At 71.1% G+C, this 22,869-nt stretch carries 19 protein-coding genes and 1 pseudogene; 11 read left to right on the top strand and 9 right to left on the bottom strand.

All coding sequences use genetic code 11. The annotated features are described in order from the left end of the window. Window positions 1-104 precede the first annotated feature (104 nt). The 3 genes from C472_RS09240 (at window position 105) to C472_RS09230 (ending at window position 5,165) form a co-directional block, all read left to right on the top strand. On the top strand, window positions 105-1,031 hold the full coding sequence (locus tag C472_RS09240) for a hypothetical protein (RefSeq protein ID WP_049906499.1): 927 nt from the start codon (window positions 105-107) through the stop codon (window positions 1,029-1,031). Window positions 1,032-1,127: 96 nt separating this feature from the next. Next, entirely contained in the window at window positions 1,128-3,251 is a 2,124-nt protein-coding gene (gene fdhF, locus C472_RS09235; RefSeq protein WP_006629559.1) for a formate dehydrogenase subunit alpha, read from the top strand. Between the two features lie 180 nt (window positions 3,252-3,431). Next, a complete protein-coding gene (locus C472_RS09230; RefSeq protein WP_006629558.1) occupies window positions 3,432-5,165 on the top strand; it encodes a globin-coupled sensor protein in 1,734 nt (577 codons plus the stop codon). Between the two features lie 113 nt (window positions 5,166-5,278). On the opposite strand, the gene C472_RS17290 is transcribed toward C472_RS09230, so the two are convergent. Continuing rightward, window positions 5,279-5,449, bottom strand: a complete 171-nt coding sequence (locus C472_RS17290; RefSeq protein ID WP_161612629.1) for a hypothetical protein — start codon at window positions 5,447-5,449, stop codon at window positions 5,279-5,281. A gap of 53 nt (window positions 5,450-5,502) precedes the next feature. Then, on the bottom strand, window positions 5,503-5,808 hold the full coding sequence (locus tag C472_RS09225; RefSeq protein ID WP_006629557.1) for a MazG nucleotide pyrophosphohydrolase domain-containing protein: 306 nt from the start codon (window positions 5,806-5,808) through the stop codon (window positions 5,503-5,505). Window positions 5,809-5,931: 123 nt separating this feature from the next. On the opposite strand from C472_RS09225, the gene npdG reads away from it, so the two are divergent. Together npdG and C472_RS09215 are read left to right on the top strand one after the other, a co-directional pair. Further along, complete coding sequence (gene npdG, locus C472_RS09220) at window positions 5,932-6,600, top strand: NADPH-dependent F420 reductase (RefSeq protein WP_006629556.1); 669 nt, start codon at window positions 5,932-5,934, stop codon at window positions 6,598-6,600. 553 nt (window positions 6,601-7,153) lie between these two features. Next, window positions 7,154-7,996: a polyprenyl synthetase family protein gene (locus tag C472_RS09215; RefSeq protein WP_006629555.1), complete on the top strand. Its 843-nt coding sequence runs from the start codon at window positions 7,154-7,156 to the stop codon at window positions 7,994-7,996. A 37-nt stretch (window positions 7,997-8,033) separates the two neighbouring features. Here the strand turns inward: C472_RS09215 and C472_RS09210 are convergent, their stop codons facing one another. The 6 genes and pseudogenes from C472_RS09210 to C472_RS16360 all read right to left on the bottom strand — a co-directional run. Beyond that, a complete protein-coding gene (locus C472_RS09210; protein WP_006629554.1) occupies window positions 8,034-9,425 on the bottom strand; it encodes an ABC transporter ATP-binding protein in 1,392 nt (463 codons plus the stop codon). Next, complete coding sequence (locus tag C472_RS09205; protein WP_006629553.1) at window positions 9,422-10,693, bottom strand: ABC transporter ATP-binding protein; 1,272 nt, start codon at window positions 10,691-10,693, stop codon at window positions 9,422-9,424. Before C472_RS09205 ends, C472_RS09210 begins: the two co-directional genes overlap by 4 nt. After that, the gene (locus C472_RS09200; RefSeq protein WP_049906486.1) at window positions 10,690-11,709 is read right to left on the bottom strand and encodes an ABC transporter permease; all 1,020 of its coding nucleotides are present in this window, start codon (window positions 11,707-11,709) and stop codon (window positions 10,690-10,692) included. Before C472_RS09200 ends, C472_RS09205 begins: the two co-directional genes overlap by 4 nt. A 1-nt stretch (window position 11,710) precedes the next feature. Beyond that, a complete protein-coding gene (locus C472_RS09195; RefSeq protein ID WP_049906485.1) occupies window positions 11,711-12,703 on the bottom strand; it encodes an ABC transporter permease in 993 nt (330 codons plus the stop codon). Window positions 12,704-12,733: 30 nt separating this feature from the next. Next, complete coding sequence (locus C472_RS09190; protein WP_006629550.1) at window positions 12,734-14,359, bottom strand: ABC transporter substrate-binding protein; 1,626 nt, start codon at window positions 14,357-14,359, stop codon at window positions 12,734-12,736. 145 nt (window positions 14,360-14,504) lie between these two features. Next, window positions 14,505-14,825 (bottom strand): annotated as a pseudogene (locus C472_RS16360) (IS6 family transposase); the annotation flags it as partial. 235 nt (window positions 14,826-15,060) lie between these two features. Between C472_RS16360 and C472_RS09185 the strand changes: the two are divergent. The 6 genes from C472_RS09185 (at window position 15,061) to C472_RS09160 (ending at window position 21,179) form a co-directional block, all read left to right on the top strand. Beyond that, on the top strand, window positions 15,061-15,516 hold the full coding sequence (locus tag C472_RS09185; protein WP_006629548.1) for a DUF7529 family protein: 456 nt from the start codon (window positions 15,061-15,063) through the stop codon (window positions 15,514-15,516). Between the two features lie 74 nt (window positions 15,517-15,590). Further along, the gene (locus C472_RS09180; RefSeq protein ID WP_006629547.1) at window positions 15,591-16,304 is read left to right on the top strand and encodes a phosphoribosyltransferase family protein; all 714 of its coding nucleotides are present in this window, start codon (window positions 15,591-15,593) and stop codon (window positions 16,302-16,304) included. A gap of 126 nt (window positions 16,305-16,430) precedes the next feature. Beyond that, window positions 16,431-17,810 (top strand): NCS2 family permease, encoded by a 1,380-nt coding sequence (locus C472_RS09175; RefSeq protein WP_006629546.1) that lies wholly within the window; start codon window positions 16,431-16,433, stop codon window positions 17,808-17,810. A gap of 109 nt (window positions 17,811-17,919) precedes the next feature. After that, complete coding sequence (locus C472_RS09170; RefSeq protein ID WP_006629545.1) at window positions 17,920-19,368, top strand: glycerate kinase type-2 family protein; 1,449 nt, start codon at window positions 17,920-17,922, stop codon at window positions 19,366-19,368. A gap of 121 nt (window positions 19,369-19,489) precedes the next feature. Next, the gene (locus tag C472_RS09165) at window positions 19,490-20,548 is read left to right on the top strand and encodes an alanine dehydrogenase (RefSeq protein ID WP_006629544.1); all 1,059 of its coding nucleotides are present in this window, start codon (window positions 19,490-19,492) and stop codon (window positions 20,546-20,548) included. A gap of 79 nt (window positions 20,549-20,627) precedes the next feature. Next, a complete protein-coding gene (locus tag C472_RS09160) occupies window positions 20,628-21,179 on the top strand; it encodes a dihydrofolate reductase (RefSeq protein ID WP_006629543.1) in 552 nt (183 codons plus the stop codon). A 43-nt stretch (window positions 21,180-21,222) separates the two neighbouring features. Here the strand turns inward: C472_RS09160 and C472_RS09155 are convergent. Continuing rightward, a partial coding sequence (locus C472_RS09155; RefSeq protein ID WP_006629542.1) for an extracellular solute-binding protein occupies window positions 21,223-22,869 on the bottom strand: 1,647 nt, incomplete at its 5' end.

Raw genomic sequence — 22,869 nt, 5'->3', positions numbered from 1 at the left:
AGTACTGAGGGTCCGACGATATCGGTCCGGGGCCCGGAGTCGCGGCCGTGAACCGATCGATCCACGCCCTCGGCGCGCTCGCCCTGACCGGTGCCGGTGCCGCGATGAGCGTCGCGGCGACCGCCGGCCTGGCGTTCGAGACCGGCGGCGGCCCGAACCCGCTCGTCGCGGCGGTCGCGCTCGCGGTCGCCGCGACGAGCCTCGGGTACACCGCCGCGACGGAGACCCGCGACGCCCTGCGGACCGGTGAGTTCGGCGTCACCCGCGTCGACCTCGGCAACGCGGCCGCGGTCGCCGTCGGCGCGCCCGTTACGTTCCTGCTCTCGGTCCGGCTCGGCGTCGGGCCGGTCGTGGCGTCCGCGCTCGTCGGCCTCTGCGCGTACCTCCTGACGGAGACGTACGGCGCGCCCGCGTACTGCGGCTCGTTCGTCGGGATGGCGACCCCGGCGGCCGGGGCGGACCTCGGGACGGTGGTCGCCGCCGGCCTCGTCGCGGCCGTCGTCTTCGTGCTCGTCAAGCGCGCGTTCAACGGCTTCGGCGGGAAGCTCGGGACGACGGCGTTCGTCGGCTGCCTGTCGGTCGCGGCGCTCGGCGGGCTGGCCCCCGGCACGGGGTCGGTGCCGGGTCCGACCGTCGCGGCGGGGCTCGTCGGGGTCGCCGCCCTCGCCGCGCTCGCGACGTTCCTCCTCTCGGTCCGGTTCGACCACGGGCCGGTCGTCGGCTCCGCGGTCGTCGGGCTCGTCGCCGGGGTCGTCTGCCCGCCGCTCTTCGCCGCCGGCGACGCGGTCGCGGCGGTCGCCTTCTGCGCGTCGTTCGCGGGGATGGCGACGCCGGAGCGGATCCCCGGCCCCGGGGCGATGCTGCTGGCCGGCGGGGTCGCGGGGACCGCGTTCGTCGGCGCGACGCCGTACTTCGTCGGCTTCGGCGGAAAGCTCGGCACGATCGCGTTCGCCGCCTGCCTCGTGACCGCCGGGGTCCTGTCGCTCGGCCGCGTCCTCGCGCCGGCCGTCGGCGACGCCGTGACCGGGTGAGTCGCCCGCGAGGTCCCGCCGAGCGCGCACGGGTATTTAAAACACCACGCAACTCCGGTCACATCGGGAGGGGCGTGGAGGCCCTATCCGAACGCGATGCCCGATCCGAGCGAGACCTCCGAGCGCCGATTCGAGTCGAACCCGACCGTCTGTCCGTTCTGCGGGGTCGGCTGCAGCGTCGAGTACGCCGGCCGCGGGAGCGCGACGGGCGTCGAGGGGCCGGTGAACGGCCGCGGAGAGATCTGTCCGAAGGGGGCGGCCGCGTTCGACGTGGTGGACCACGGGGACCGCCTGACGGAGCCGCTGGTCGAACACAACGGGAGCTTCGTCACGGCCCCGTGGGAGGAGGCGCTCGACCGCGTCGCGAGCGGGATCGGAGAGGTGGTCGAGGAGCACGGGGCCGACGCCGTCCAGTTCTTCGCCTCCTCGAACTGCACGAACGAAGAGAACTACGTCCTCCAGAAGCTCGCGCGCGTCCTCGGCACGAACAACGTGGACAACTGCGCGCGGCTCTGTCACGCCTCGACGGTCGCCGCGATGAGCGAGCGGTTCGGCGCGGGCGCGATGACGAACACGCTCGACGACCTGGGGGAGGCGGACTGTATCCTCGTCAACGGGGCGAACCCGGCCGAACAGCACCCGGTCGCGTTCCGGTCGTACATCCTCCCGGCGGTCCGCGACGGCGCGACGCTGGTCCACGTCGACCCGCGCGCGAACGACACGACCGAGGCGGCGGACGTCCACCTCCCGCTGCGGCCCGGCACCGACATCCAGCTGTTGAACGCGGTCGCCGCGGTGCTCGTCGAGGAGGACCTCGTCGACGAGGGGTTCCTCGCGGAGCGGACGACCGGCTTCGACCGGCTGCGCGAGCACCTCGCCGACGTCGACGTCGCGGCGAGCGCCGAGGCGGCCGGCGTCGACCCCGAGGCGGTCCGCGAGGCGGCGCGGGCGTACGGCGAGGCCGACCGCGCGGCGGTGATCACCGGAATGGGGACGAGCCAGCACCGCTGCGGCACCGACAACGTCCACGCCCTGCTCAACCTCGCGCTGCTGACCGGTAACGTCGGGAGACCGGGGACGGGCGTGAACCCGCTGCGCGGGCAGAACAACGTTCAAGGGGCGAGCGACGTCGGCGGCCTTCCCGGCGTGCTCCCCGGCTACGAGCCGGTGACGGACCCGGACGCCCGCGAGCGCGTCGCCGAGGAATGGGGCGTCGAGCCGCCGGCGGAGCCCGGGCTCACCGAGGTCGAGGCCACCCACCGGTTCGGCGACGAGGTGCGGGCGGCGGTCGTCTTCGGCGAGAACCCGGCGGTCACGGAGCCGAACGCGACCGCGGTCTCGTCGGCGTTCGACGACCTCGACTTCTGCGTCGTCATCGACCTCTTCGAGACGCGGACGGCGGAACACGCGGACGTCGTCCTCCCCGGGAGCGCGTGGGCGGAGAAGTCCGGGACCGTGACGAACACCGACCGGCGCGTGATGCGGATGCGGCCGAACGCCGACCTCCCGGGCGACGCCCGGCGCGACTTCGAGATCCTGACCGAACTCGGCCGTCGCCTGACCGACCGGCCCGAGGAGTTCGCGTACGACGGTCCCGAGGCGGCCTTCGACGAACTGACGCGGGTCGCCTCCATCTACGAGGGGATGAGCTACGAGGGGGTCGGCGACGGCTACCAGCGGTGGCCGTTCGACGCCGAGGCGGGGACGGGGACAGACGTGTTACACGCGGAGACGTTCGCGACCGGCGAGCGGACCGCACCGCTCGCGGTCGTGGACGCGGACCCGCCCGCGGACGACCTCGACGCCGGCGAGTTGACCCTGACGACCGGGCGCGTCCTCCAGCACTTCAACAGCGGGGCGCTCAGCCGGCGCTCGGACCGTCTCATGGCGATGCGCGGCGAGGACGTCCTCCAGATCCACCCGGCCGACGCCGCAGAGCGCGGGATCGAGGACGGGGACCGGGTGGTCGCCTCGAACGAGCGCGGGACCGTCGAGGCCGCGGCCGACGTCACGCCGGCGGTCCGCGAGGGGGTCGCGTTCTGCACGTTCCACTACGCGGAGCCGCTCGCGAACGCCCTGACGGGCGACGCGCTCGACCCGGCGGCGAAGATACCGGAGTTCAAGCACTCGGCGGTCGCGGTCGAACCGGCCGCCGACGCGGGAGCCGCCGGGGAGAGCGACGCGGCCGGCGAGGGCGACGCGGCCGCCGGGGACGACTGAGCGGCGTCGTCGCTGCCGCGGCCGCCGAGAGATCCGCCCGACCGCGCCGAGGTATTCTCCGGCGACACCGGAAGTATCGCCCGTGATATTCGGGTGTTGCTTCTTTTATAACCCAAAAGGAGAGGGCCCAGTATGGCTTCACGTGGGGATTTCGGTCGAGACGACTTCGGGCGGGGCGGTTTGAACGACGGACTCGACGCCGACGAACTGGTCGAGGAGATCGGGCTCGACGCCGACGAGATCGCGTGGCGGAAGGAGTTCGTGGGATTCGACGAGGAGGACGAGCGCCGACTGAGCCGGTACGGGGACGCGTTCGCGGAGAACGCGGAGCAGATCGCGGACGACTTCTACGACAACCTCACCGGGTACGACCAGACCGTCGACGTGATCGGTCGGTCCGAAAAGGGAGTCGAACAGCTCAAGCGGACGCAGTCGGCGTACCTCGTGACGCTCGCCGAGGGCGACTACGGCCCGGAGTACTTCGAGGACCGGGCGCGGATCGGGAAGCTCCACGACATGCTGGAGATGCCGATGAAACACTACCTCGGCCAGTACGGGGTGTACTACGACCTCATCCTCCCGCTGGTCGGCGACCGGCTCGTCGACTCGCTCACCGACCGGCTGGCCGAGGGCGGTGCGGGCGGCGAGGTAGACGACGAGACCGCGGCGGCGGTCGAAGCGGAGGTCGACGACGCGATCGAGGACATCCTCTCGGTCCTCCGGATCGTCAACCTCGACATGCAGGTCGTGACGGACACGTACATCCACTCGTACAGCGAGAAGCTCTCCGCGGCCGTCGAGGAGAACGAGCGGCTGATGGCCGAGGTGGAAGCCGAGGTCCGAGAGCCGATCGGCGACCTCCGCGAGTCGGCGGGCGACGTCGCCGACAGCGCCGCCGAGGTCGGCGACGCGGCCGAGGACCAGTCGCGGCGGGTGGCCGAGGTCTCCTCGGAGGTGGCGAACCTCTCGGCGACCGTCGAGGAGGTGGCGTCGACCGCCGACGAGGTGGAGCGCACGAGTAGCCGGGCGGAGGCGCTCGCGGAGGACGGCCGGGACGCGGCCGACGACGCCGCGGCGGCCATGGACGACATCGGCTCCGCCGTCGACGAGGTGGCCGCCGACGTCAGGGCGCTCCAGGACCGCGTCGAGGAGATCGACGAGTTCGTCGACGCGATCAACGGGATCGCGGACCAGACGAACCTGCTCGCGTTGAACGCGTCGATCGAGGCGGCCCGGGCGGGCGACGCGGGGGCCGGGTTCGGCGTCGTCGCCGACGAGATCAAGTCGCTCGCGGAGGAGTCACAGCGGCACGCGAGCGACATCGAGTCGATGGTCGACGGGATCCGCACCGACACCGAGGAGACGGTCGAGAGCCTCTCGGAGACGACCCAACGGGTCGACGACGGGAGCGATCGCGTCGGCGACGCGACCGAGAGCCTCTCCGCCATCGCCAAGGCGGTGACGGAGACGGCGAACGGGATCGACGAGGTCTCGGACGTGACCGACGAGCAGGCCGCCGCCGCCGAGGAGATAGCGGCGACGATAGACGGCGTGGTCGAGCGGTCGAACGACATCACCGAGGAGATGCGGGAGCTGGCGGCCGAGAGCGAGCGCCAGTCGGATGCGGTCGAGGCGCTGGAACGCACCGTGCGCCGGTTGGCCGTGGGCGACGAGGACGGCGGCGGCTCCCGCGTGGCGTCTCGGACGGACGGCGGGAGGCCGGCTGGGGGAACGGACGGCGGGAGGCCGGCCGGGGGAGCAGGCGGCGGCAGGCCGGCCGGGGGAACGGACGGCGACCGGGAGGTTCCGCCGGGCGTTCCCGAGGGGATGCCGGAGTTCGTGGTCGACCGGCTTTCCGACGAGGAGCTGCGGGCGATCGCGGCCGAGGAGGCCGGTGGGAACGATCCGGTGTGAGGAGGGGGCCTAACGTGGTCGGAGCCGTGAGTCGATCTGATCCGTGAGGCGATCGGATCCGTGAGGCAGTCGGACCGATCGGCCGCGGGTGAACCGCGGCCCGCGGACCGCGTTCAGGGCGTGAAGTACGCCTCCGCCCCCCGAAGGCCCGGGAGTTCGCGGAGCGCGCGGGCACCGCAGCGGCCGCAGGCGGTCGGCTCGTCCGGGTCGTCCGGCAGCGCGAACACCGTCCCGCAGGCGTCGCAGACGACGTAGCGGAGCGCGAGCGACGGGGCGTCGGTCATGGCCGCGGTAGGCGGGCGACGCACTTGAACCGACGCCCGGGCGCGGCGCGTCGCTACTCGCCGGAGCCCGGATCGCCGGAGGACTCGATCCGCGCCTCGTACTTCGCCAGCGCCTCGTCGAGCGCTGCCGAGGCGTCGATGTCGGCCGCCTCGGCGAGCGCGAGTAGCGCGAACAGCGCGTCGCCGACCTCGTCGGTCGCGACCGCGGCGGCGGCTGGGTCGCGCCCGTAGTCGGTGGAGGTCGTCACCTCCTTCGCTATCTCGCCGACCTCGCTCTCCAAGTCGAGGACGTGGTAGGCGAGGTCGGTCTCCAGGCCGTACTCGTCGACGAACGCGGCGACGCGGTCCTGCTCGTCCATGTGCGTCGCCTCCCCGCGGTCGGACAAGAAGCCCCCGCTCGACGAGGCCGCACCGCCGGCTTCGACCGTGGCGAGGACGGCCGGTCACGCAACCCTGAAGTCGCGAGCGACCGCACGGATCGTATGAAAATCGCCATCTTGGGCGGCACCGGAGACATCGGGGAGGGGCTCGCGCTGCGGCTGGCCGCGGACACGCCCCACCGGGTCGCAGTCGGCTCGCGGGAGGCCGAGAAGGCCGAGACGAAGGCCGAGGAGTACACCACCGAACTGGAGAGCCGCGGGCTCGACGCCGCGGTGACCGGCGGCGAGAACGCCGCGGTCGCCGCCGACGCGCGGATCGTCGTGCTCGCGGTGCCGCCGTACCACGTCGGCGACACCGTCGAGGCGGTCGCGGCGTCGCTGGACGACGGCGACGTGCTCGTCTCGCCCGCCACCGGGATGAAGCGCGACGAGGAGGGGTTCCACTACCACAAGCCGGGCGCGGGGTCGGTGACGGCGATCGTCGCCGACGCGGCCCCCGAGGGCGTCGCGGTCGTCGGCGCGTTCCACAACCTCGCCGCCGCGCGGCTGGCGAACCTCGACGCCGACCTCGGCGTCGACACGCTCGTGATCGGCGACGACCCGGACGCGAAGGAGACCGTGGCCGACGTGGCCGAGGGGATCGAGGGACTGCGCGCGCTCGACGCCGGCGGGATCGCCAACGCACCCGAAATCGAGGGGCTGACGCCGCTTCTCATCAACGTCGCGCAGAACAACGACGGCCTTCACGACCTGGGCGTCCGGTTCCAGTAAGACGATCTAGTTGTCGGCTGTGGGTCGTTGATCGGTCCGGACGGGGTCGACGATCCGGTCGGTCGCTACGACGCGGTTGCTGCTGGGGACACGACCACCGAAGCCCCAGCCGCTCGGCTACACGCAGACACTGTTCCGACAGAGACCACCGAAGCCCCAGCCGCTCGGCTACACGCAGACACTGTTCCGACAGAGACCACCGAAGCCCCAGCCGCGAGGACTCGCGCGACTCGCTGCGCTCCTCGCTCAGTCACTACGTTCCTTCGCTGTGGTGCTTGCGTCGTCGTGCTTCGCCCTCGCGGCTGCCCCTTCGAGTCCCCGCCCCGCACAGCCCCGCACCTCACGCCTCCCCAGCCTCGTCGGCGGCTTCGCCGCCGGCTGTCCGAGAGACCTTCGGTCTCTCGCTACTCGCGGCCGCCTTCGGCGGCGGGCTCGGAGGCACGCGCCGGCCACCGTCGGTGGTCTGTCACGGACGCTCGTCGCGCAGTCGGTGGATCCGACTCCGCCGGCGGTTCCGTTAGGCCTTTGCGCGGGCGTCCCCTCCGCACGGTAGATGGAGTATTTGCAGCGTCGGGTCGGGTTAGTCGAGGACCGGATCGAGTCGGTCATCGACGACGTCGAGCCCGACGAGCTGTCCGACGAGGTCGGTCACGTCGTCCTCGCGGGCGGCAAGCGGGTCCGCCCCGCGGTGACCGTCCTCGCGTGCGAGGCGTTCGACGGCGACCCGGAGGCGGCGGTCGACTTCGCGGCCGGCATCGAGTTCGTCCACAACGCGTCGCTCGTGGTCGACGACATCATCGACCGCTCCGAGGTCCGCCGCGGCACCGCCGCCGCGTGGGCCGAGTTCGGCTACGGCCCGGCGATCATCGCCAGCGACGGCCTGCTCGGCGAGGCGTTCGCGCTGTTCTCGACGGACCCGCGCGCGATGCGCACCGTCGCCGAGGCGATGGTCGAACTCGGCGAGGGCGAGGCGACGGAGCTGGCGGCGCGACCGACCAACGAGCAGGAGTACATGCAGCTGGCGCGCCGGAAGACGGGCGCGCTGTTCCGCGCCGCCGCCGAGCTCGGCGCGGTCGCGGGCGGCGCGGAGCCGCACGCGATCGACTCGTTCGGCGAGTACGCCGAGCGCGTCGGCGTCGCCTTCCAGATGCGCGACGACGTGTTGGACGCCACCGCCGACGCCGACGACCTCGGCAAGCCGACCGGGCAGGACGCCGAGATGGACCGACCGAGCGTCCTTCAGGTCACGTCGCTGTCGCCGGAGGAGATCAACGAGCGCGCCCGTGCGGAGTCCGAGCGCGCGCTCGCGGCCCTCGACGACGCCGACCCGCCGGAGACCGAGGCGATCGAGTACCTCCGCGATCTGGCGGAGTTCGTCGTCGTCCGCGAGCGGTAGGAGCCGCCCCGGACGGCGACTGCGAGGAGAGGCCGGTTCAGTCGTCGGCCGGTTCTTCGACGGCGTTCTCGCCGATCGGCTCGCTGTCCCAGTACGCGTGGTCGTCGTCCGTCCGGAAGCAGGTCGCCGTCCGGCCGTCGCCCACGTCGTACGCGGGGGGCGTCGACTCCCGGCAGGCCGCGCGCGCCTGCGGACAGCGCGTGTGGAACCGGCAGCCCGGAGGCGGGTTCCGCGGCGAGGGCACGTCGCCGCGGAGCGTGTCGAACGCCTCGTCGCGCGCCTCCGTGGTCGCGCGCGGCACGCTCGACAGCAGCGCCTTCGTGTACGGGTGCGCGGGGTCGTCGAAGATCTCCTCGACCGGCCCGATCTCGACGATCTCGCCGAGGTACATCACCGCGACGCGGTCGCAGACGTGCCGGACCACGCCGAGGTTGTGCGCGATGAAGAGGAACGTCAGCCCGAAGTCCTCCTGGAGGTCGTCGAGGAGGTTCAGGATCTGCGCCTGAACGCTCACGTCGAGCGCCGACACCGGCTCGTCCAAGACGACGAAGTCGGGGTCTAAGGCGAGCGCCCGGGCGATCCCGATCCGCTGGCGCTGCCCGCCGGAGAACTCGTGCGGGTACCGGTCGATCTGGTCGGCCGAGAGCCCGACGCGTTCGAGCAGGTCCCCGGCGCGGGCCCGGCGGATCTCTCGATCCGAGGCGTCGACGGAGACCGTCACGACGATCTCCTCGTCGCCGGTCGTCTCGACGGTCGTTCCGAGCAGGTCTCCCTGCCGGTCGAGGGCGGCGACGACGCCCGCCTCGTCCTCGCGGACGGTGACGGCGACCCGCGCGGCCCCTCNGTCTCCCTGCCGGTCGAGGGCGGCGACGACGCCCGCCTCGTCCTCGCGGACGGTGACGGCGACCCGCGCGGCCCCTCCCTCGGCGTCGACGACGCGGTCGACGTCGCCGTCGACGCGAACCGTGACGGCTCCGGCGTCGAGGGAGGCCCCCTCGACGGTCAGGTCGGCGGTCGTCTCGACGCTCGGGTCGCTCCGGGGGAGCCCGTGGATACGGAGCCCCTCGGCGACGATGTCGCCGGTGGTCATCCGCGGGTCGAGACTGGAGAACGGGTCCTGGAACACGATCTGCGCCCGTTGCCGGAACTCCGTCAGCTCGCCGTCGGTCATCTCGCGGAGGTCCGCCCCGTCGAACGTGACCTCGCCGGCGGTCGGCTCGCGCAGGCGCAACACCGTCTCGCCCGTCGTCGACTTCCCGCAGCCGGACTCGCCGACCAGCCCCAGCGTCTCCCCCTCTCGGACGTCGAAGGAGACGCCGTCGACGGCCTTCACGCTCTCCGACTCCGCGCCGAGCAGGCGGTCGACGAGCGACTGGTCGTCCGCGTAGTACTTCTTCAGCCCGTCGACGGAGAGCAGCGGGTCGCTCATTCGTCCTCACCTCCGTCTTCGTCGAAATACGCTTGCGGGAGCGCGTCCGCCGGGTCGTACTCGCGGTCGGCGAGGACGCACTTGGCCCCGTGGTCGGCGGCGGCGTCGACGGTGCGTTCGGCGGGCCGGTCGAGGCACGCCTCCATCGCCTTCGGACACCGGTCCGCGAAGTAACACCGGTCGCCCATCTCGGCGTCGACCAGGCTCGGGACGTTGCCGCCGATCGGTTCGAGCCGCGCCTTCGGGTCGTCCACGTCGGGGATCGACCCGAGCAGCCCCCGCGTGTACGGGTGGACGGTCTCGTTGAACACCGAGTCGAGCGTGCCGCGCTCGACGACCTCGCCCGCGTACATCACGCAGACGCGGTCGCACATCTCGGCGATCACGCCGAGGTCGTGGGTGATGAGCACGATGCTCATCCCGCGGTCCGCCTGAATCTCCTTCAGCAGGTTCAGGATCTGCGCCTGGATCGTCACGTCGAGCGCGGTCGTCGGCTCGTCGGCGATCAGCACGTCGGGTTCGCCGGCGAGCGCCTGCGCGATCATCGCGCGCTGGAGCATCCCCCCGGAGAACTGGCCGGGGTACTCGTCGACGCGCTCCTCGGGGTCCGGGATCCCCACCTGTCCGAGCAGTTCGACGGCCCGGTCCATGCTCTCCCCGCTCGTGTAGTCGCGGCCGGGAACGATCCCGTCGAGCAGGTACTTCCCCAGCCCGTACCCCTGCGTCCGCGAGCGCGTCGAGCGCGGGTTCGCCCGCGCCCGGCGCTGCACCTCGACCGCCTCTGCGATCTGCTCGCCGACGGTGATGGAGGGGTTGAAACTGCTCATCGGGTCCTGGAAGATGACGCTGAACGACGGCCCCCTGAGGGACCGGCGAACCCGGGGCGGCACGGTCCGGAGGTCGACGTGGCCCCCGTCGACCCGCACCGAGTCGTCGCCGCGGAACTCGTCCGCGAGGTCGGGGTCGCGGTACCACACCTCGCCGGCGGTGACCCGGCCGGGCGTCTCGACGAGGTCGACCAGCGACAGCGCCGTCACCGACTTGCCGGAGCCGGACTCGCCGACGACGCCGAGGATCTCGTCCTCCCGGAGGTCGAAGGAGACGGACTCGACCGCGTTGATCTGTCCCTCCTCGGTGAAGAACCGGGTCGAGAGGTCCCGGACCGAGAGCACGTCGTCGGCCCCCGGCGTCCCGGTCGGGGTCGCGTCGCCGGTCGATCGGGGGGCGACCCCCTCCTCGGCGTCGCCGACGCGGGGGGCGTCGCTCATGCGGCACCCCCTTCGCCCTCGATGCCGGGGTCCAAGGCGTCGCGGAGCCAGTCGCCGAGCAGGTTGATCCCGATCACCGACAGCATGATCGCGAGGCCGGGGATCGAGGCGATCCACCACTGTCCCGAGGAGACGTAGTCGCGGCCCTGCGAGATGTCGAAGCCCCACGACAGCGTCGTCCCGGAGAAGCCGAGGAACGACAGCGAGCTCTCCAAGAGGATGATCGCCGCCACCTGGACCGTCCCGAGGACGATGATCGGCGTCACCGCGTTCGGCAGGACGTGCCGAAGGATGATCGCGTTGTCGTCGGCCCCGAGCGCGCGCGACGCCTTCACGTACTCCTGCCCGCGCAGGGAGAGCGCCTCCCCGCGGGCGACGCGGGCGAACCACACCCAGTTGACGAGGCCGACGACGAGCACCACCGTTATCGGCAGCACGAAGCTCTCCGGCATCCCCGGCGCGAGCCCGGCGACGACGAACGGGTCGGGGACGTCCACCGCCGCGCGGCCCCACAGCCCGATCAGCGCGACCGCTAACACGAGCGACGGGAACGCGAGGCTCACGTCGGCGATCCGCATCAGCGCGTCGTCGACGCGCCCGCGGTGGTAGCCGGCGAGCAGCCCCACGGGGACGCCGATGGAGGCTGCGAGCAGGGTCCCCAGCACGCCGACGACGAGCGAGGTGCGAGCGCCGTACACCACCCGCGAGAACATGTCGCGGCCGAGCCCGTCGGTGCCGAAGACGTGGTCCGGATCGGCCGTGATCTCGACCTCCTCGGTGACCGTCTGGATCTCGCCGTCGACCATCTGCGAGGTGGTCCGCTCGGTGGTCTCCGAGAAGCCGACCGGCGGCAGCTCGCTCTGGTCCAGCTGTTGCTCGGTCGGGTCGTGGGGCGCGACGAAGGGGGCGAAGACGGCGGTCAAGGTGATGAGGACCACCAGCGCCAGCCCGAGCTTCGCGAGCCCGCTACCTCTGAACTCCTTCTTGAGATTTCGGATGACACGTGAAGATACCATGTTAGTCGTTCACTACCTCCGGGTCGAGATAGGCGTACACAACGTCGACGAGGATGTTCACGAGGACGAAGCTCGTCCCGATGACGATGAGGCTCCCCTGGAGCGCCGGCCAGTCGCGCTGGTTGATGCTCTCGATGACCAGCGTGCCGAGGCCGGGCCACGAGAACACCGCCTCCGTGATGACGGCCCCGCCGATCAGCGTCCCGAGCTGAAGCCCGAGGACGGTGATCACGGGGATGAGCGTGTTCCGGAGCGCGTGTTTGTACCGGATCAGCGTCCGGGGGAGCCCCTTGGCCCGCGCGGCCTGGACGTAGCCCTTGCTGAGCTCGTCCAACATCCCCGACCGCGTCAGCCGGGTGATGAGCGCCATGAAGTAGGTTCCCAAGGCGATCGCGGGCAGCGTGATGTACGCGAGCCACGCCAGCAGCGTCCCGACGAACGGCTCGGCGTTCACCACCGACAGCGCGACGTCGCCGACGTCGACCCCGCGGCCGCTGGTGTTGAACACGTCGAACTCCACGGCGAAGATCAGGATGAGCATGATCCCGAGCCAGAAGTTCGGGGTGGAGATGCCGCCGAGCGACAGTAGCGTCGCGCCGTAGTCGACGGGTTCGTTCCGGTTCGTGGCGCTGACGACGCCGAGCGGGATCGCGAGGGCGATCGCGACGACGCTGGCGGCGACCGCCAGCTCGACGGTGGCGGGGAGCCGCTCGAACACGAGCGTCGTGACCTCCTGTCCCTTGATGTACGACCGTCCCATGTCCCCCTGAAGCAGGTTGAAGACGTACTGGCCGTACTGGACGTACAGCGGTTGATCGAGCCCCAGCTCCGCGGCGATGGCGGCCCGCGTCTCCTGTGAGGCGTCGAGCGGCGCGACCGCGTTGATCGCGCTGCCGGGCGTGACGAACCGGAGCGCGAACACGACCGTGATGACGCCCCAGACGACCCCGACCCCTTGGAGGCTTCTTTTGAGTGCGAATCTGCCGAATGACATTAATAACGGTATGGAGAGGTGGCGGCGGCGTTACTGTTGGGTGGCGGTGTCGGGGTCGATGAACTCGTCGGTCCGCGGCTCCCACGAGATGTCGCTGGAGACGCCGTAGACGCTGAACTGCTGGTGCATGAACACCCACGGCGCGAGGTCGTGGGCGAGCTGGTTCGCCTCCTGGAGGATCTCGACGCGCTCGTCGGGGTCCTCCGTCGCCTCGGCGTCCGTGAGCAGTCCGTCGAGCTCCTCGTTTTCGAGGACCGTCAGCGCGCCGCTCGACGAGAGCAGCGGCGTCAGCGTCTGGCTGCCGTCGAACTCGCCGTTCCCCCAGCCGAGGAGGTTGAAGTGCGGGCGGTCCTCGATGTCCGGCGCGGTGACGTCCTGGACGAGCGAGGAGAACTCGCGCTGTTCGACCTCACAGGAGACGTTCGACAGCGAGTCGATCTGGTTGGCCGCCGCCTGCGCGATGTCGACGTCCCGGAGGTACCGACCGATCGGCGTCTCCAGGGTGATCTCGACGCCCGCGTGGCCGGACTCCTCGACGAGCCGCTCGGCCTCGTCGGGGTCGTACGGGTACGGATCGATGTCGGGGTTGTAGCCGACGTGTCCCTCCAGCGTCGGCTGGGCGGTGATGTTGCCGAACCCGTTGAGCACGTTCTCGATGATGCTCCCGACGTCGACCGCGTGGTTGAGCGCCTGCCGGAACTGCTGGCTGGAGAACGGCTCCACGTCGTAGCGCATCTGGAGGAAGATGATCCGCGCGCTCGGCACGGAGTTGATCGTCGCCACGTCGGAGTTGTTCACCCGGGAGACCTCGTTTGGCGGGACGTTCGTCACGATGTCGGTCTCCTCGGCGAGCAGCTGGTTGACTCGCGTGCTCGACTCGCTGGAGGCGCTCATCCTGAGTTCGTCGACCGCCGGCGCGCCGTCCCAGTAGTCCTCGTTCGGCTCGTAGAGAATCTCGGTACCCGAGCTGTACTCCGTGACGCGGAACGGGCCGGTCCCGTTCGCGTTCCGGTTGATGTAGTCGCCGCCGTTCTCCTCGACCCACGACTGCTGGACGATTTCGCCGTTCGTCGCGAACAGCTGGAAGGCGATCGGGTTGTACCCCTCGAACGAGACCGTCACCTCGCCGTCGCCGGCCGTCACCTCGTCGACCACGCCGAGGTCGTTCGACTGCGGACTGGCGATGCCGACGTCCTCGAAGACGATCCGGCGGATGCTAAAGCGGACGTCCTCCGCGGTCAGGTCGTCGCCGTTGTGGAACGTGACGCCGTCCCGGAGCGTGAACCGGACGCTCCCGTCGTCGGTCCGCTCCCAGTCGTCCGCGAGGCCGGCGATGATGCCGCCCTCCTTGTCGCGGTCGAGGAGGCCCTCGTACGCCTGCCCGACGATGATCTCCGTGTTCGTCTCGGCGTGGTCCTGCGGGTCGAGCCCGGAGTCCATCTGGCCCATGGTGACGCCGAGTTCGAAGGCGTCGCCGCCGTCCTCGCCGTCCTCGCCGTCCATGCCGTCCTCGCCGTCTTCGCCGTCCATCCCGTCCTCGCCGTCGCCGCCGTCGCCGCCGTTTCCGGAACACCCCGCGAGCCCGACCGCGCCGGCCGTCCCGGCGTACTTGAGTACCGTCCGCCTATCGATGTGATCGTCGTTGTCAGTAGGCATAGGCGATCCCATACGACAGAACGTTATGAACCTACCGGCGGACGCAGCGGTAGTGTTCAGATAAGCTGATTCCATGCGAAGGCAAAGGATCTGAGCCACTCGTTTGCTGTTTCTGCTTCGGCGTTGCTGAAACAGTNGGTAGTGTTCAGATAAGCTGATTCCATGCGAAGGCAAAGGATCTGAGCCACTCGTTTGCTGTTTCTGCTTCGGCGTTGCTGAAACAGTTTGAGAAACTGGTAGTTCTGCGTTTTACCTCACGAAAGACACGTTCGACGCTGTTCCGATTTCCATGTCGTTCGTATCTGAAATCGAGGCCGTGTTTACGACAGGCTCGCTGAAGTGGAGCCGCACCATCAACGAGAAAGATCGCGTCATCTACGTCGTGTTTTTCGCGGAGTTCCGCGAAAAACCGATCTGCGATCGCGTTATTTCTCGTCGGTTCAAGCCGTGTGTGTAGCAGATCATTTGNTCTAAACAGCCGCTGAGGCGGTCGTTTTCTGGCATAGAACACTTTGAAAACGCACCGCCTCACTTTCAAACCTTATCTGAACACCGTCGACGCAGCGTCTGTCGCCACCGCCTGCTGGCGATCCGTTGACAGAACGTCTCGCCGAATTCCCGCCGATCAGCGGCGGAACGGGCGTCTCCGGCGCGAGTGGAAACCGACGCCTATGTAGGGGCGGGGGCGGTAGCCGGGGCCCATGAACGGAGCCGATCCCGGACCGCGGTGGGGGGCGGTCGAGGAGGACGCGGAGTCGACCGCGGCGGCGTACCGAGAGCGCGGCTGGCGGGCGTTGACGGCCCATCCCGGCGACGTGAACCCCGTGCCCGACGCCGCCCGGATCGACGTGTTGCTGCCCGGGTCGGAGTTCGAGGAGGCGCTGTCGGCGGTCGAGGACGCCGCGATCGACGGCGTCGACGTGTACGCGGGGGCCGCGGGGGGCGTCGCGTACCGGCTCGTGGTCGCGACCGACGAGGCGGCGGCGGTGGTGCTGTGCGTGCCGACGTACCTCCGAGACGACGACCTCGCCTCGCTGCGCGCGGCCGCCGAGGCGTCGGGGTCGCTCACCGTCCGGTTGCGCCCCCTCGACGACCGCGACCACGTCGAGGTCGCGGTCGACGACCCCGCGGTGTTCTTCGACGCGCCCGAGGCGTGAGAACCACGTGCGTGGGTATCGATCCCGGCGTCTGACTTCGACGTATTCATACTTGTGCGATCACGATCATCGGTATGAATCGCGCAGAGAAGGCGGCCCTCCAGCTACAGGCGGTCGCCGTGTTGCGGATGCTGAAGGAGACGCGGACGTACGAGGAGCTGTCGGCGGTCACCGGACTGCCCGCGGGCGACCTGAACCGGTACGTGAACGGCCACGTCCTGCCCGGCACGGACCGCGCGAGCGAGGTCGTCGAGTCGGTCGGGCGCGAGGCGCTCGCCGACGAGCTGGTCGCGCGCGTCGAGTTCGACGACGAGGGGTACGTCGACAACTCCGGCGTCGTCTTCGACCAGTCGTTCCTCGACCTCGTGGCCCCGGTCGCCGCGGAGACGTTCGAGTTCGAGTCGCCGGACGTGGTCCTCACGGCCGCGACCGACGGGATCACGCTGGGCGCGGCGATGGCCTCCTTCTTCGACGCCCGCTTGGCGTACGCCAAGAAGTCGAAGGAGACCGCGGTCGAGGAGTTCATCGAGTCGCGCCAGCGGCTCGCCTCCGGCATCGAGCTCACCTACTACCTCCCGGCGAGCGCCATCGACGCCGGCGACACGGTGTTGGTCGTCGACGACCTGATCCGCTCGGGCGAGACCCAGGAGCTCCTCCTCGACATCGCGCTACAGGGCGACGGCGACGTCACCGGCGTGTTCGCGCTCATCGCGGTCGGCGACGAGGGGATGGACCGCGCGCGAGCGATCACCGACGCGCCGGTCGGGGCGCTGACGACGTTCGAGTAACCACGTTCGAGCATATTCTGCGGAAATAATTCGCCCGGAGGGCGTTTTTGATCCGTATTTATGGATCAGTCACCGAGGCGTTCAGCAAGGCTTATCACTCGATCCCGGGGAACACTCACCCGTTCAATGGGGCTTTCAGACACGCTGGCCGCGCGGTTCGACGTCGAGTCGCACGGGTCGGACGTCCGCACCGAACTGGTCGCCGGGCTCACCACGTTCCTCGCGATGTCGTACATCATCGTGGTGAACCCCGCGATCCTCTCGGAGGCGATCCAGATCGAGGGGTACGGACAGGGCGAGGTGTTCCAGATGATCGCCATCGCGACGATCCTCTCGGCGGCGGTCGGGACGGTCGTGATGGCGCTGTACGCCAACCGCCCGTTCGGGCTCGCCCCCGGACTCGGGCTCAACGCCTTCTTCGCGTACACGGTCGTGTTGGGGCTCGGCATCTCGTGGCAGACGGCGCTCGCGGCGGTGTTCGTCGAGGGCGTCCTGTTCATGCTCCTGACCGCGGTCGGGGCTCGCGAGTACGTCATCCGGTTGTTCCCCGAGCCGGTGAAGAAGTCCGTCGGGGCCGGTATCGGACTGTTCCTGCTGTTCATCGGCCTCCAGGAGCTCCAGATCGTCGTCCCCGACGACTCGACGCTCGTCACGCTCGGCGGGATATTCGGGAACCCGTGGGCGATCCTCGGCGTCCTCGGCCTCGTCCTCACGTTCGTGCTGTGGGCGCGGAACGTCACCGGTGCCATCGTCCTCGGGATCGTGACCACGTCGCTCGCCGGCTGGGGGCTCACCCTCGCCGGGTTCTTCGACCGCGGGACGATCACGCCCGAGTCGCTGCCGGCGGCCCAGTACGACATCACGCCGCTCGCGGGCGCGTTCGTCGACGGGCTCTCCGGGATCGACCCGCTCACGTTCGTCCTCGTCGTGTTCACGTTCTTTTTCGTCGACTTCTTCGACACCGCCGGGACGCTGATCGGCGTCTCGCAGTTCGGCGACTTCCTCGACGAGGACGGCGACCTCCCCGACATGGACAGGCCGCTGATGGCCGACGCGGTCGGTACCACCGCCGGCGCGATGCTCGGCACCTCCACGGTGACGACGTACATCGAGTCGTCGACCGGCGTCGAGGAGGGCGGCCGAACCGGCCTCACGGCGCTGGTCGTCGCGCTGCTCTTCGTCGCGTCGCTGGTCGTGATCCCCGTCGTGGCGGCGATCCCGGCGTACGCCTCCTTCACCGCGCTGATCGTCGTCGGCGTGATGATGCTCCAGGGGCTCGTCGAGGTCGACTGGAGCGACCCCGCGTGGGCGGTCTCCGCGGGGCTCACGGTCACCGTGATGCCGTTCGCCTACTCCATCGCGGACGGGCTGGCGGCCGGCATCGTCGCGTATCCGATCATCAAGCTCGCCGTCGGCGAGGCCGACGAGGTCGCGCTCGGCCAGTACGTCATCGCCGCGCTGCTCGTCGTCTACTACGTCCTCTCGACCCGCGGCGTCATCCTCTGAGGCGGTCCGGGCGACGCGGACGTACGGCGTCGCCGGAACGCCCTCGACGCCACCCCGCCGGAGCGCTCTTGAGGCGTCGGGGTGAATCCGAGGGCGAGAGACCTGATTCATGACCGACCGCTCCGACGAGCTCACCGTCGCCGACCGAGACCGACACGCCAGCGACCCGGCCCGCGAGCTCGCGCTCGACTGCGTCACCGCCGGGGTCGAGGCGGCGCACCCGGCCGGAGTCGTCGCGGACGCGCTCGCCGTGGAGGACGGCCGACTCGTCGTCACGACCGTCGACGGCCGGACCGCGAGCCGCGACCTCAACGGGTACGACCGGGTCGTGGTCGTCGGCGCGGGCAACGCGGCGGGCCACTTCGCGGCCGCGCTGGAGGGACTGCTCGGCGACCGGATCGACGGCGGCGCGGTCGTCACCGACGACCCGGTCGAGACGGAGCGGGTCGCGGTCCTGCCCGGCGACCACCCGACCCCGAGCGAGGCGGGCGTCGAGAGCGCCCGGCGGGTGCGGGCGGTCGCGACCGACGCGGGCGCGTCGGACCTCGTGATCGGGCTGATAACGGGCGGCGGGAGCGCGCTGCTGGCCGCGCCCGCGGCGGGCGTCGGGCTCGACGACCTGCGCGAGACGACCGACGCGCTGCTGGCCAGCGGCGCGACGATAGCCGAGATCAACGCCGTTCGAAAGCACCTCTCGGCGGTGAAGGGCGGCGGGCTGGCCCGGGCGGCCGCGCCCGCCGACGCGCTCGGCCTCGCCGTCAGCGACGTGACCGGCGACGACCCGAGCGTGATCGCGAGCGGCCCGCTCTCGCCCGATCCGACGACGTACGCGGACGCGTTCGCCGTCCTCGACCGGCACGGCGTCGGCGTCCCGCCCGCCGTCGAGGAGCGGCTCGACCGCGGCGTCGCCGGCGAGGTCGCGGAGACGCCCGGGCCGGACGATCCGGTCTTCGACGGCGTCGCGGTCCGGGTCGTCGCGAGCGCGCGCACGGCCCTGAACGCGGCCCGCGAGGTCGCGGCGGAGCGGGGGTACGAGCCGCTCGTGCTCTCCTCGCGGGTGCGCGGCGAGGCCCGGGAGGCGGCGAAGACGCACGCGGCGGTCGCCGAGGAGTGCCGGGCTGCCGGCGACCCGGTCGACCCGCCCGCGGTCGTCCTCTCGGCTGGCGAGGTGACGGTGACGCTCGGCGACGACCCGGGACGCGGCGGGCCGAATCAGGAGTTCGCGCTGTCGGCGGCGCTCGAACTCGACGCTGCGGGACCGGACGGCGGTGGCGTCGCCGTCGCGAGCGTCGACACCGACGGGATCGACGGAAGTACCGACGCCGCGGGGGCGCTGGTCGACGACCGGCTCGCGGGCGAAGACGGGAGCGACCGCGACGACGACGGTCCGCTCGACCGCGAGGCGGCCGCGAGGGCGCTCGGCGCGCACGACGCGTACGGGGCCCTCGACGACGCCGGCGCGCTGCTCCGGACCGGCCCGACCGGGACGAACGTCAACGACCTGCGCGCGGTCGTGATCCCGGCGGGGGCGGACGACTCTCCGGCGGCGGACGAGTAGCGCCCGGGGGTTCGGGAGACGCTCGGAGGACGTTCGGGAGGGACCGTTCGAGTCGTGTTGGGAAGGGGCAATCCGAGGCGCGTTCGGAAGTGACTAAGTGCCGGCCGGCAAATTCTGCGGCATGCAGACGCTGCTCCTCAACGCGGACGACGTGTCGGAAAACGCCGAGATGGACCGCGTGATCGACGCGGTCCGCGGCGCGTTCACGGCATACGAGCGCGGCGACGCCAAGATGCCGGCGAAGTCGTACATCGACCTGCCCGAGTACAACGGCGACTTCCGGTCGATGCCCGCGTACCTCGACGTGCGCGAGGAGGACGTGGCCGAGGAGACGGCGACCGGCGACGGGTGGGACGCCGCCGGGATCAAGTGGGTGAACGTCCACACCGACAACCCCGCCGACCACGACCTCCCGACCGTGATGGGGACGATGATCTACTCCGACCCGGAGACGGCGTTCCCGCTTGCGGTGCTCGACGGGACGACGCTGACGATGAAGCGCACCGGCGCGGCCGCCGCGGTCGCCACCGACCACCTCGCCGTCCCCGACGCCTCCTCGCTCGGGATCGTCGGCGCGGGCGTCCAGTCGTACACGCAGTTGGAAGCGATCGCGGAGGTGCGGGACATCGAGGAGGTCGTCGTGAGCGACCTCGACGAAGAGCGCGTCGCCGCCTTCATCGACCACTTCGAGGACCGGTTCGACGTGCGCGCCGGATCGGTCTCGGAGGCCGGCCACTGCGACATCCTCTCGACGGTGACCCCGGTCGAGGACCCGATCGTCGGCCCCGACGACGTGGGCGAGCACACGCACGTCAACGCGATGGGCGCGGACGCGGAAGGCAAACACGAGCTGGCCGACGACCTCCTCTCGGACGCCACGGTCGTCATCGACGACCACGAGCAGTGTACGCACTCCGGCGAGATCAACGTCCCCTACGCGGCCGGGACGCTCACCGACGAGGACATCTACGGCGAGGTCGGCGAGATCGTCGTCGGCCGGCGGGCGGGCCGCCCCGGCGCGACGGGCACCCCCGCGGACGCCGACGGCGTGAGCGGCGTCAGCGTCTTCGACTCGACCGGCCTCGCGATCCAGGACGTCGCGGCCGCCCGGGTCGTCTACGAGCGCGCCGACGAACTGGACAACGGCTACCCGTTCGACCTGCTCGGACTGGACGACTGAGTCCGGTCGGGACCGGGTTCCGGCGGTCGAGTTCGACCGCGACGCGCGGATTTTTCACCGACGCCGCCCTACTGGGCTCGTGAGACTCGTCAGCGTCGCCGCGCTCGCGGAGAACCGGGTGATCGGGAAAGAGGGCGAGGTGCCGTGGCCGCACATCGAGGCGGACGTCAGGCAGTACCGCGAGCGCGTCGCGGGCTCGCCCGTAATCTTGGGCCGCCGCACGTTCGACTCGATGCGCGACGACCTCCCCGGGAGCCGGCAGATCGTCGTGAGCCGCAGCGTCGACGCCGTCGACGTGCCGAGCGCGACGGTCGCGAACGGCGTCGAGGCGGGGCTCGCGCTGGCCCGCGAGGTCGCCGAGGACGCGATCGACGACGAGACGGCGGTCGCCGCCGAGGCCGACCCGACGCCGAGCCGGACCGACGGGGACGGGGTCGTGTACGTCCTCGGGGGCGGGACCGTCTACGAGCTGTTCCAGCCCCATCTCGACGGGATGGCGCTGAGCCACGTCGACGGGAGCTACGAGGGTGACACCTACTACCCGCAGTGGGACGACGAGGAGTGGGAGGTCGCGGCCGAGACCGACTACGACCGGTTCACCCTGCGCGAGTGGGTCCGTCGCGGGCGCTGAGCGGAGCGGGGAGCGACGGCGCGATTCCGGCAGACCGCCGGGCCTACGACCCGTCTGCGCGCTCGTTAGCGTACCGTTCGAGCTGGAGCGCGGTGCTGTCGGCGAGGCGGTCGAGCGCGTCGTCGACCCCGTGTTCGCGGGCGTCGACGGACGCCTCGGCGACGAGCGTCCGGACCGTGTCGAACGGACCGATCCGCGCGCCCGTCGTGGCGACGCCGTCCTCCGCGTCGAGGAGCTGGTTCACGGCGGTGCGGTAGCCCGGGTTCTCGTCGAACCAGCCGTCGCGGTCGAGCCGGTCGACCGCGCCCTCGTGGACCGGGAAGTAGCCGGTCTCGCGGTGCCAGCGCGCCTGTCGCTCCGGGGCCGCGAGCCAGCCGAGGAACGCCGCCGCGGCGCGCTGCTCGGCGGTCGACGCGCCGTCCGCGACCCACAGCGACCCGCCGCCGACGACGACGCCGTGGCGCTCGTCGGCGACCGGGAAGTAGCCGACGCCGACCGGGAACGAGGCCCCCTCCCGGACGTCGACCATCGCGGAGGTCGACCCGATCAGCATCCCGGCGCGCCCCTCGTGGAACGCCTCGCGGGCCTGTCCGCGGGCCTCGATCCCCGGGTCGTGGTACAGGCCGTCGGCCGCCATGTCGGCGATCCACTCGTATATCCGCTCGGCGACCGGGCCGTCGAACCGGCTCTCCGTCGGCGTGCCGCCCCGCCCGTTGTCGGCGTCGACGAGCGGCTCGCCGGCCTCGGCGAACCACTGCTCGACGAACCACGAGTAGGTCGCGGACGTGATCCCCGTCTCGGTCGCGCCGCTCTCGACGAGCCGCTCGGCGCAGCGGCGGACCTCGTCGAACGTCTCGGGCGGGTCGTCGGGGTCCAGCCCGGCGCGCTCGAACGCCGCGCGGTCGTAGTACAGCACGGGCGTCGACGCGTTGAACGGCATCGAGTGGAGGACGCCGTCGGTCCGGTAGTAGTTGGCCACGGGAGCGAGCAGGTCGTCGGGGGAGAAGCCGGCCCCCGGACCGCCCGCGCCGTCGGAGCCGCCGACGCCCCCGACATCGGCGTCGAGGAGGCGCTCGACCGGCGTGAACGCGCCGCTGTCGAGCGCGCGCTGGGTCCCGATCTCGTAGAGGTGTGCGATCGCCGGCGGGTCGCCCCTGTCGGCCGCCGCGAGCGTCGCCTCGAAGACGCCGCGGTAGCTCCCCTTCGAGGCGGGCCGGACCGCGATCCCGTCGGTCTCCGCGGCGAACTCGGCCGCGAACTCGTCGAGGAGCCGCGCCTTTCGCCCGCCGAACGCGTGCCAGAAGTCGAGGACGACCGCGTCCTCGTCGTCGGTCGCGTCGGCGTCGTACGCGTCGAGCGCGTCGTCCAGCGTTCCGGTCCGGTCGGCGAGCGTCGACGCGCCGGCGGCCACCTCGGTCAGCGACGTCTTCTGGGCGTGCGCGACCGCGGTGGCGTCGCCCGCGTCCGCGGCCGTCTCCTCGGCGAGGTCGCCGACCGACTCGACCGCGTCGACGACCGCCTCGATCGAGGTCGCCTGATCGTCGGTGGCGTCGCGGATCTCGGCGACCCCGCTCGTCGTCTCCTCCACGCCCGCGGCGAGGTCGGTGAACGCCTCCAGCGCCTCCTCGGCGGTGGCGATCCCCTCGTCGGCGCGCTCGCGCATCTCGGCCATCTCGTCGACGGTCGCGTC

This window comes from Halorubrum tebenquichense DSM 14210 (assembly GCF_000337415.1).
Classification (GTDB): domain Archaea; phylum Halobacteriota; class Halobacteria; order Halobacteriales; family Haloferacaceae; genus Halorubrum; species Halorubrum tebenquichense.
Note: the sequence above shows the minus strand (reverse complement) of the source record. Positions and strands in the feature narration are given on the sequence as shown.

What these genes read in the sequence shown, in the direction of transcription:
- C472_RS09195 (WP_049906485.1), bottom strand. Translation starts at nt 12,703, where the DNA reads ATGTCATTCGGCAGATTCGCACTCAAAAGAAGCCTCCAAGGGGTCGGG.
- npdG (WP_006629556.1), top strand. Translation starts at nt 5,932, where the DNA reads ATGAAAATCGCCATCTTGGGCGGCACCGGAGACATCGGGGAGGGGCTC.
- C472_RS09180 (WP_006629547.1), top strand. Translation starts at nt 15,591, where the DNA reads ATGAATCGCGCAGAGAAGGCGGCCCTCCAGCTACAGGCGGTCGCCGTG.
- C472_RS17290 (WP_161612629.1), bottom strand. Translation starts at nt 5,449, where the DNA reads ATGACCGACGCCCCGTCGCTCGCGCTCCGCTACGTCGTCTGCGACGCC.
- C472_RS09205 (WP_006629553.1), bottom strand. Translation starts at nt 10,693, where the DNA reads ATGAGCGACGCCCCCCGCGTCGGCGACGCCGAGGAGGGGGTCGCCCCC.
- C472_RS09185 (WP_006629548.1), top strand. Translation starts at nt 15,061, where the DNA reads ATGAACGGAGCCGATCCCGGACCGCGGTGGGGGGCGGTCGAGGAGGAC.
- C472_RS09215 (WP_006629555.1), top strand. Translation starts at nt 7,154, where the DNA reads ATGGAGTATTTGCAGCGTCGGGTCGGGTTAGTCGAGGACCGGATCGAG.
- C472_RS09240 (WP_049906499.1), top strand. Translation starts at nt 105, where the DNA reads ATGAGCGTCGCGGCGACCGCCGGCCTGGCGTTCGAGACCGGCGGCGGC.
- C472_RS09200 (WP_049906486.1), bottom strand. Translation starts at nt 11,709, where the DNA reads ATGGTATCTTCACGTGTCATCCGAAATCTCAAGAAGGAGTTCAGAGGT.
- C472_RS09190 (WP_006629550.1), bottom strand. Translation starts at nt 14,359, where the DNA reads ATGCCTACTGACAACGACGATCACATCGATAGGCGGACGGTACTCAAG.
- C472_RS09170 (WP_006629545.1), top strand. Translation starts at nt 17,920, where the DNA reads ATGACCGACCGCTCCGACGAGCTCACCGTCGCCGACCGAGACCGACAC.
- C472_RS09175 (WP_006629546.1), top strand. Translation starts at nt 16,431, where the DNA reads ATGGGGCTTTCAGACACGCTGGCCGCGCGGTTCGACGTCGAGTCGCAC.
- fdhF (WP_006629559.1), top strand. Translation starts at nt 1,128, where the DNA reads ATGCCCGATCCGAGCGAGACCTCCGAGCGCCGATTCGAGTCGAACCCG.
- C472_RS09225 (WP_006629557.1), bottom strand. Translation starts at nt 5,808, where the DNA reads ATGGACGAGCAGGACCGCGTCGCCGCGTTCGTCGACGAGTACGGCCTG.
- C472_RS09165 (WP_006629544.1), top strand. Translation starts at nt 19,490, where the DNA reads ATGCAGACGCTGCTCCTCAACGCGGACGACGTGTCGGAAAACGCCGAG.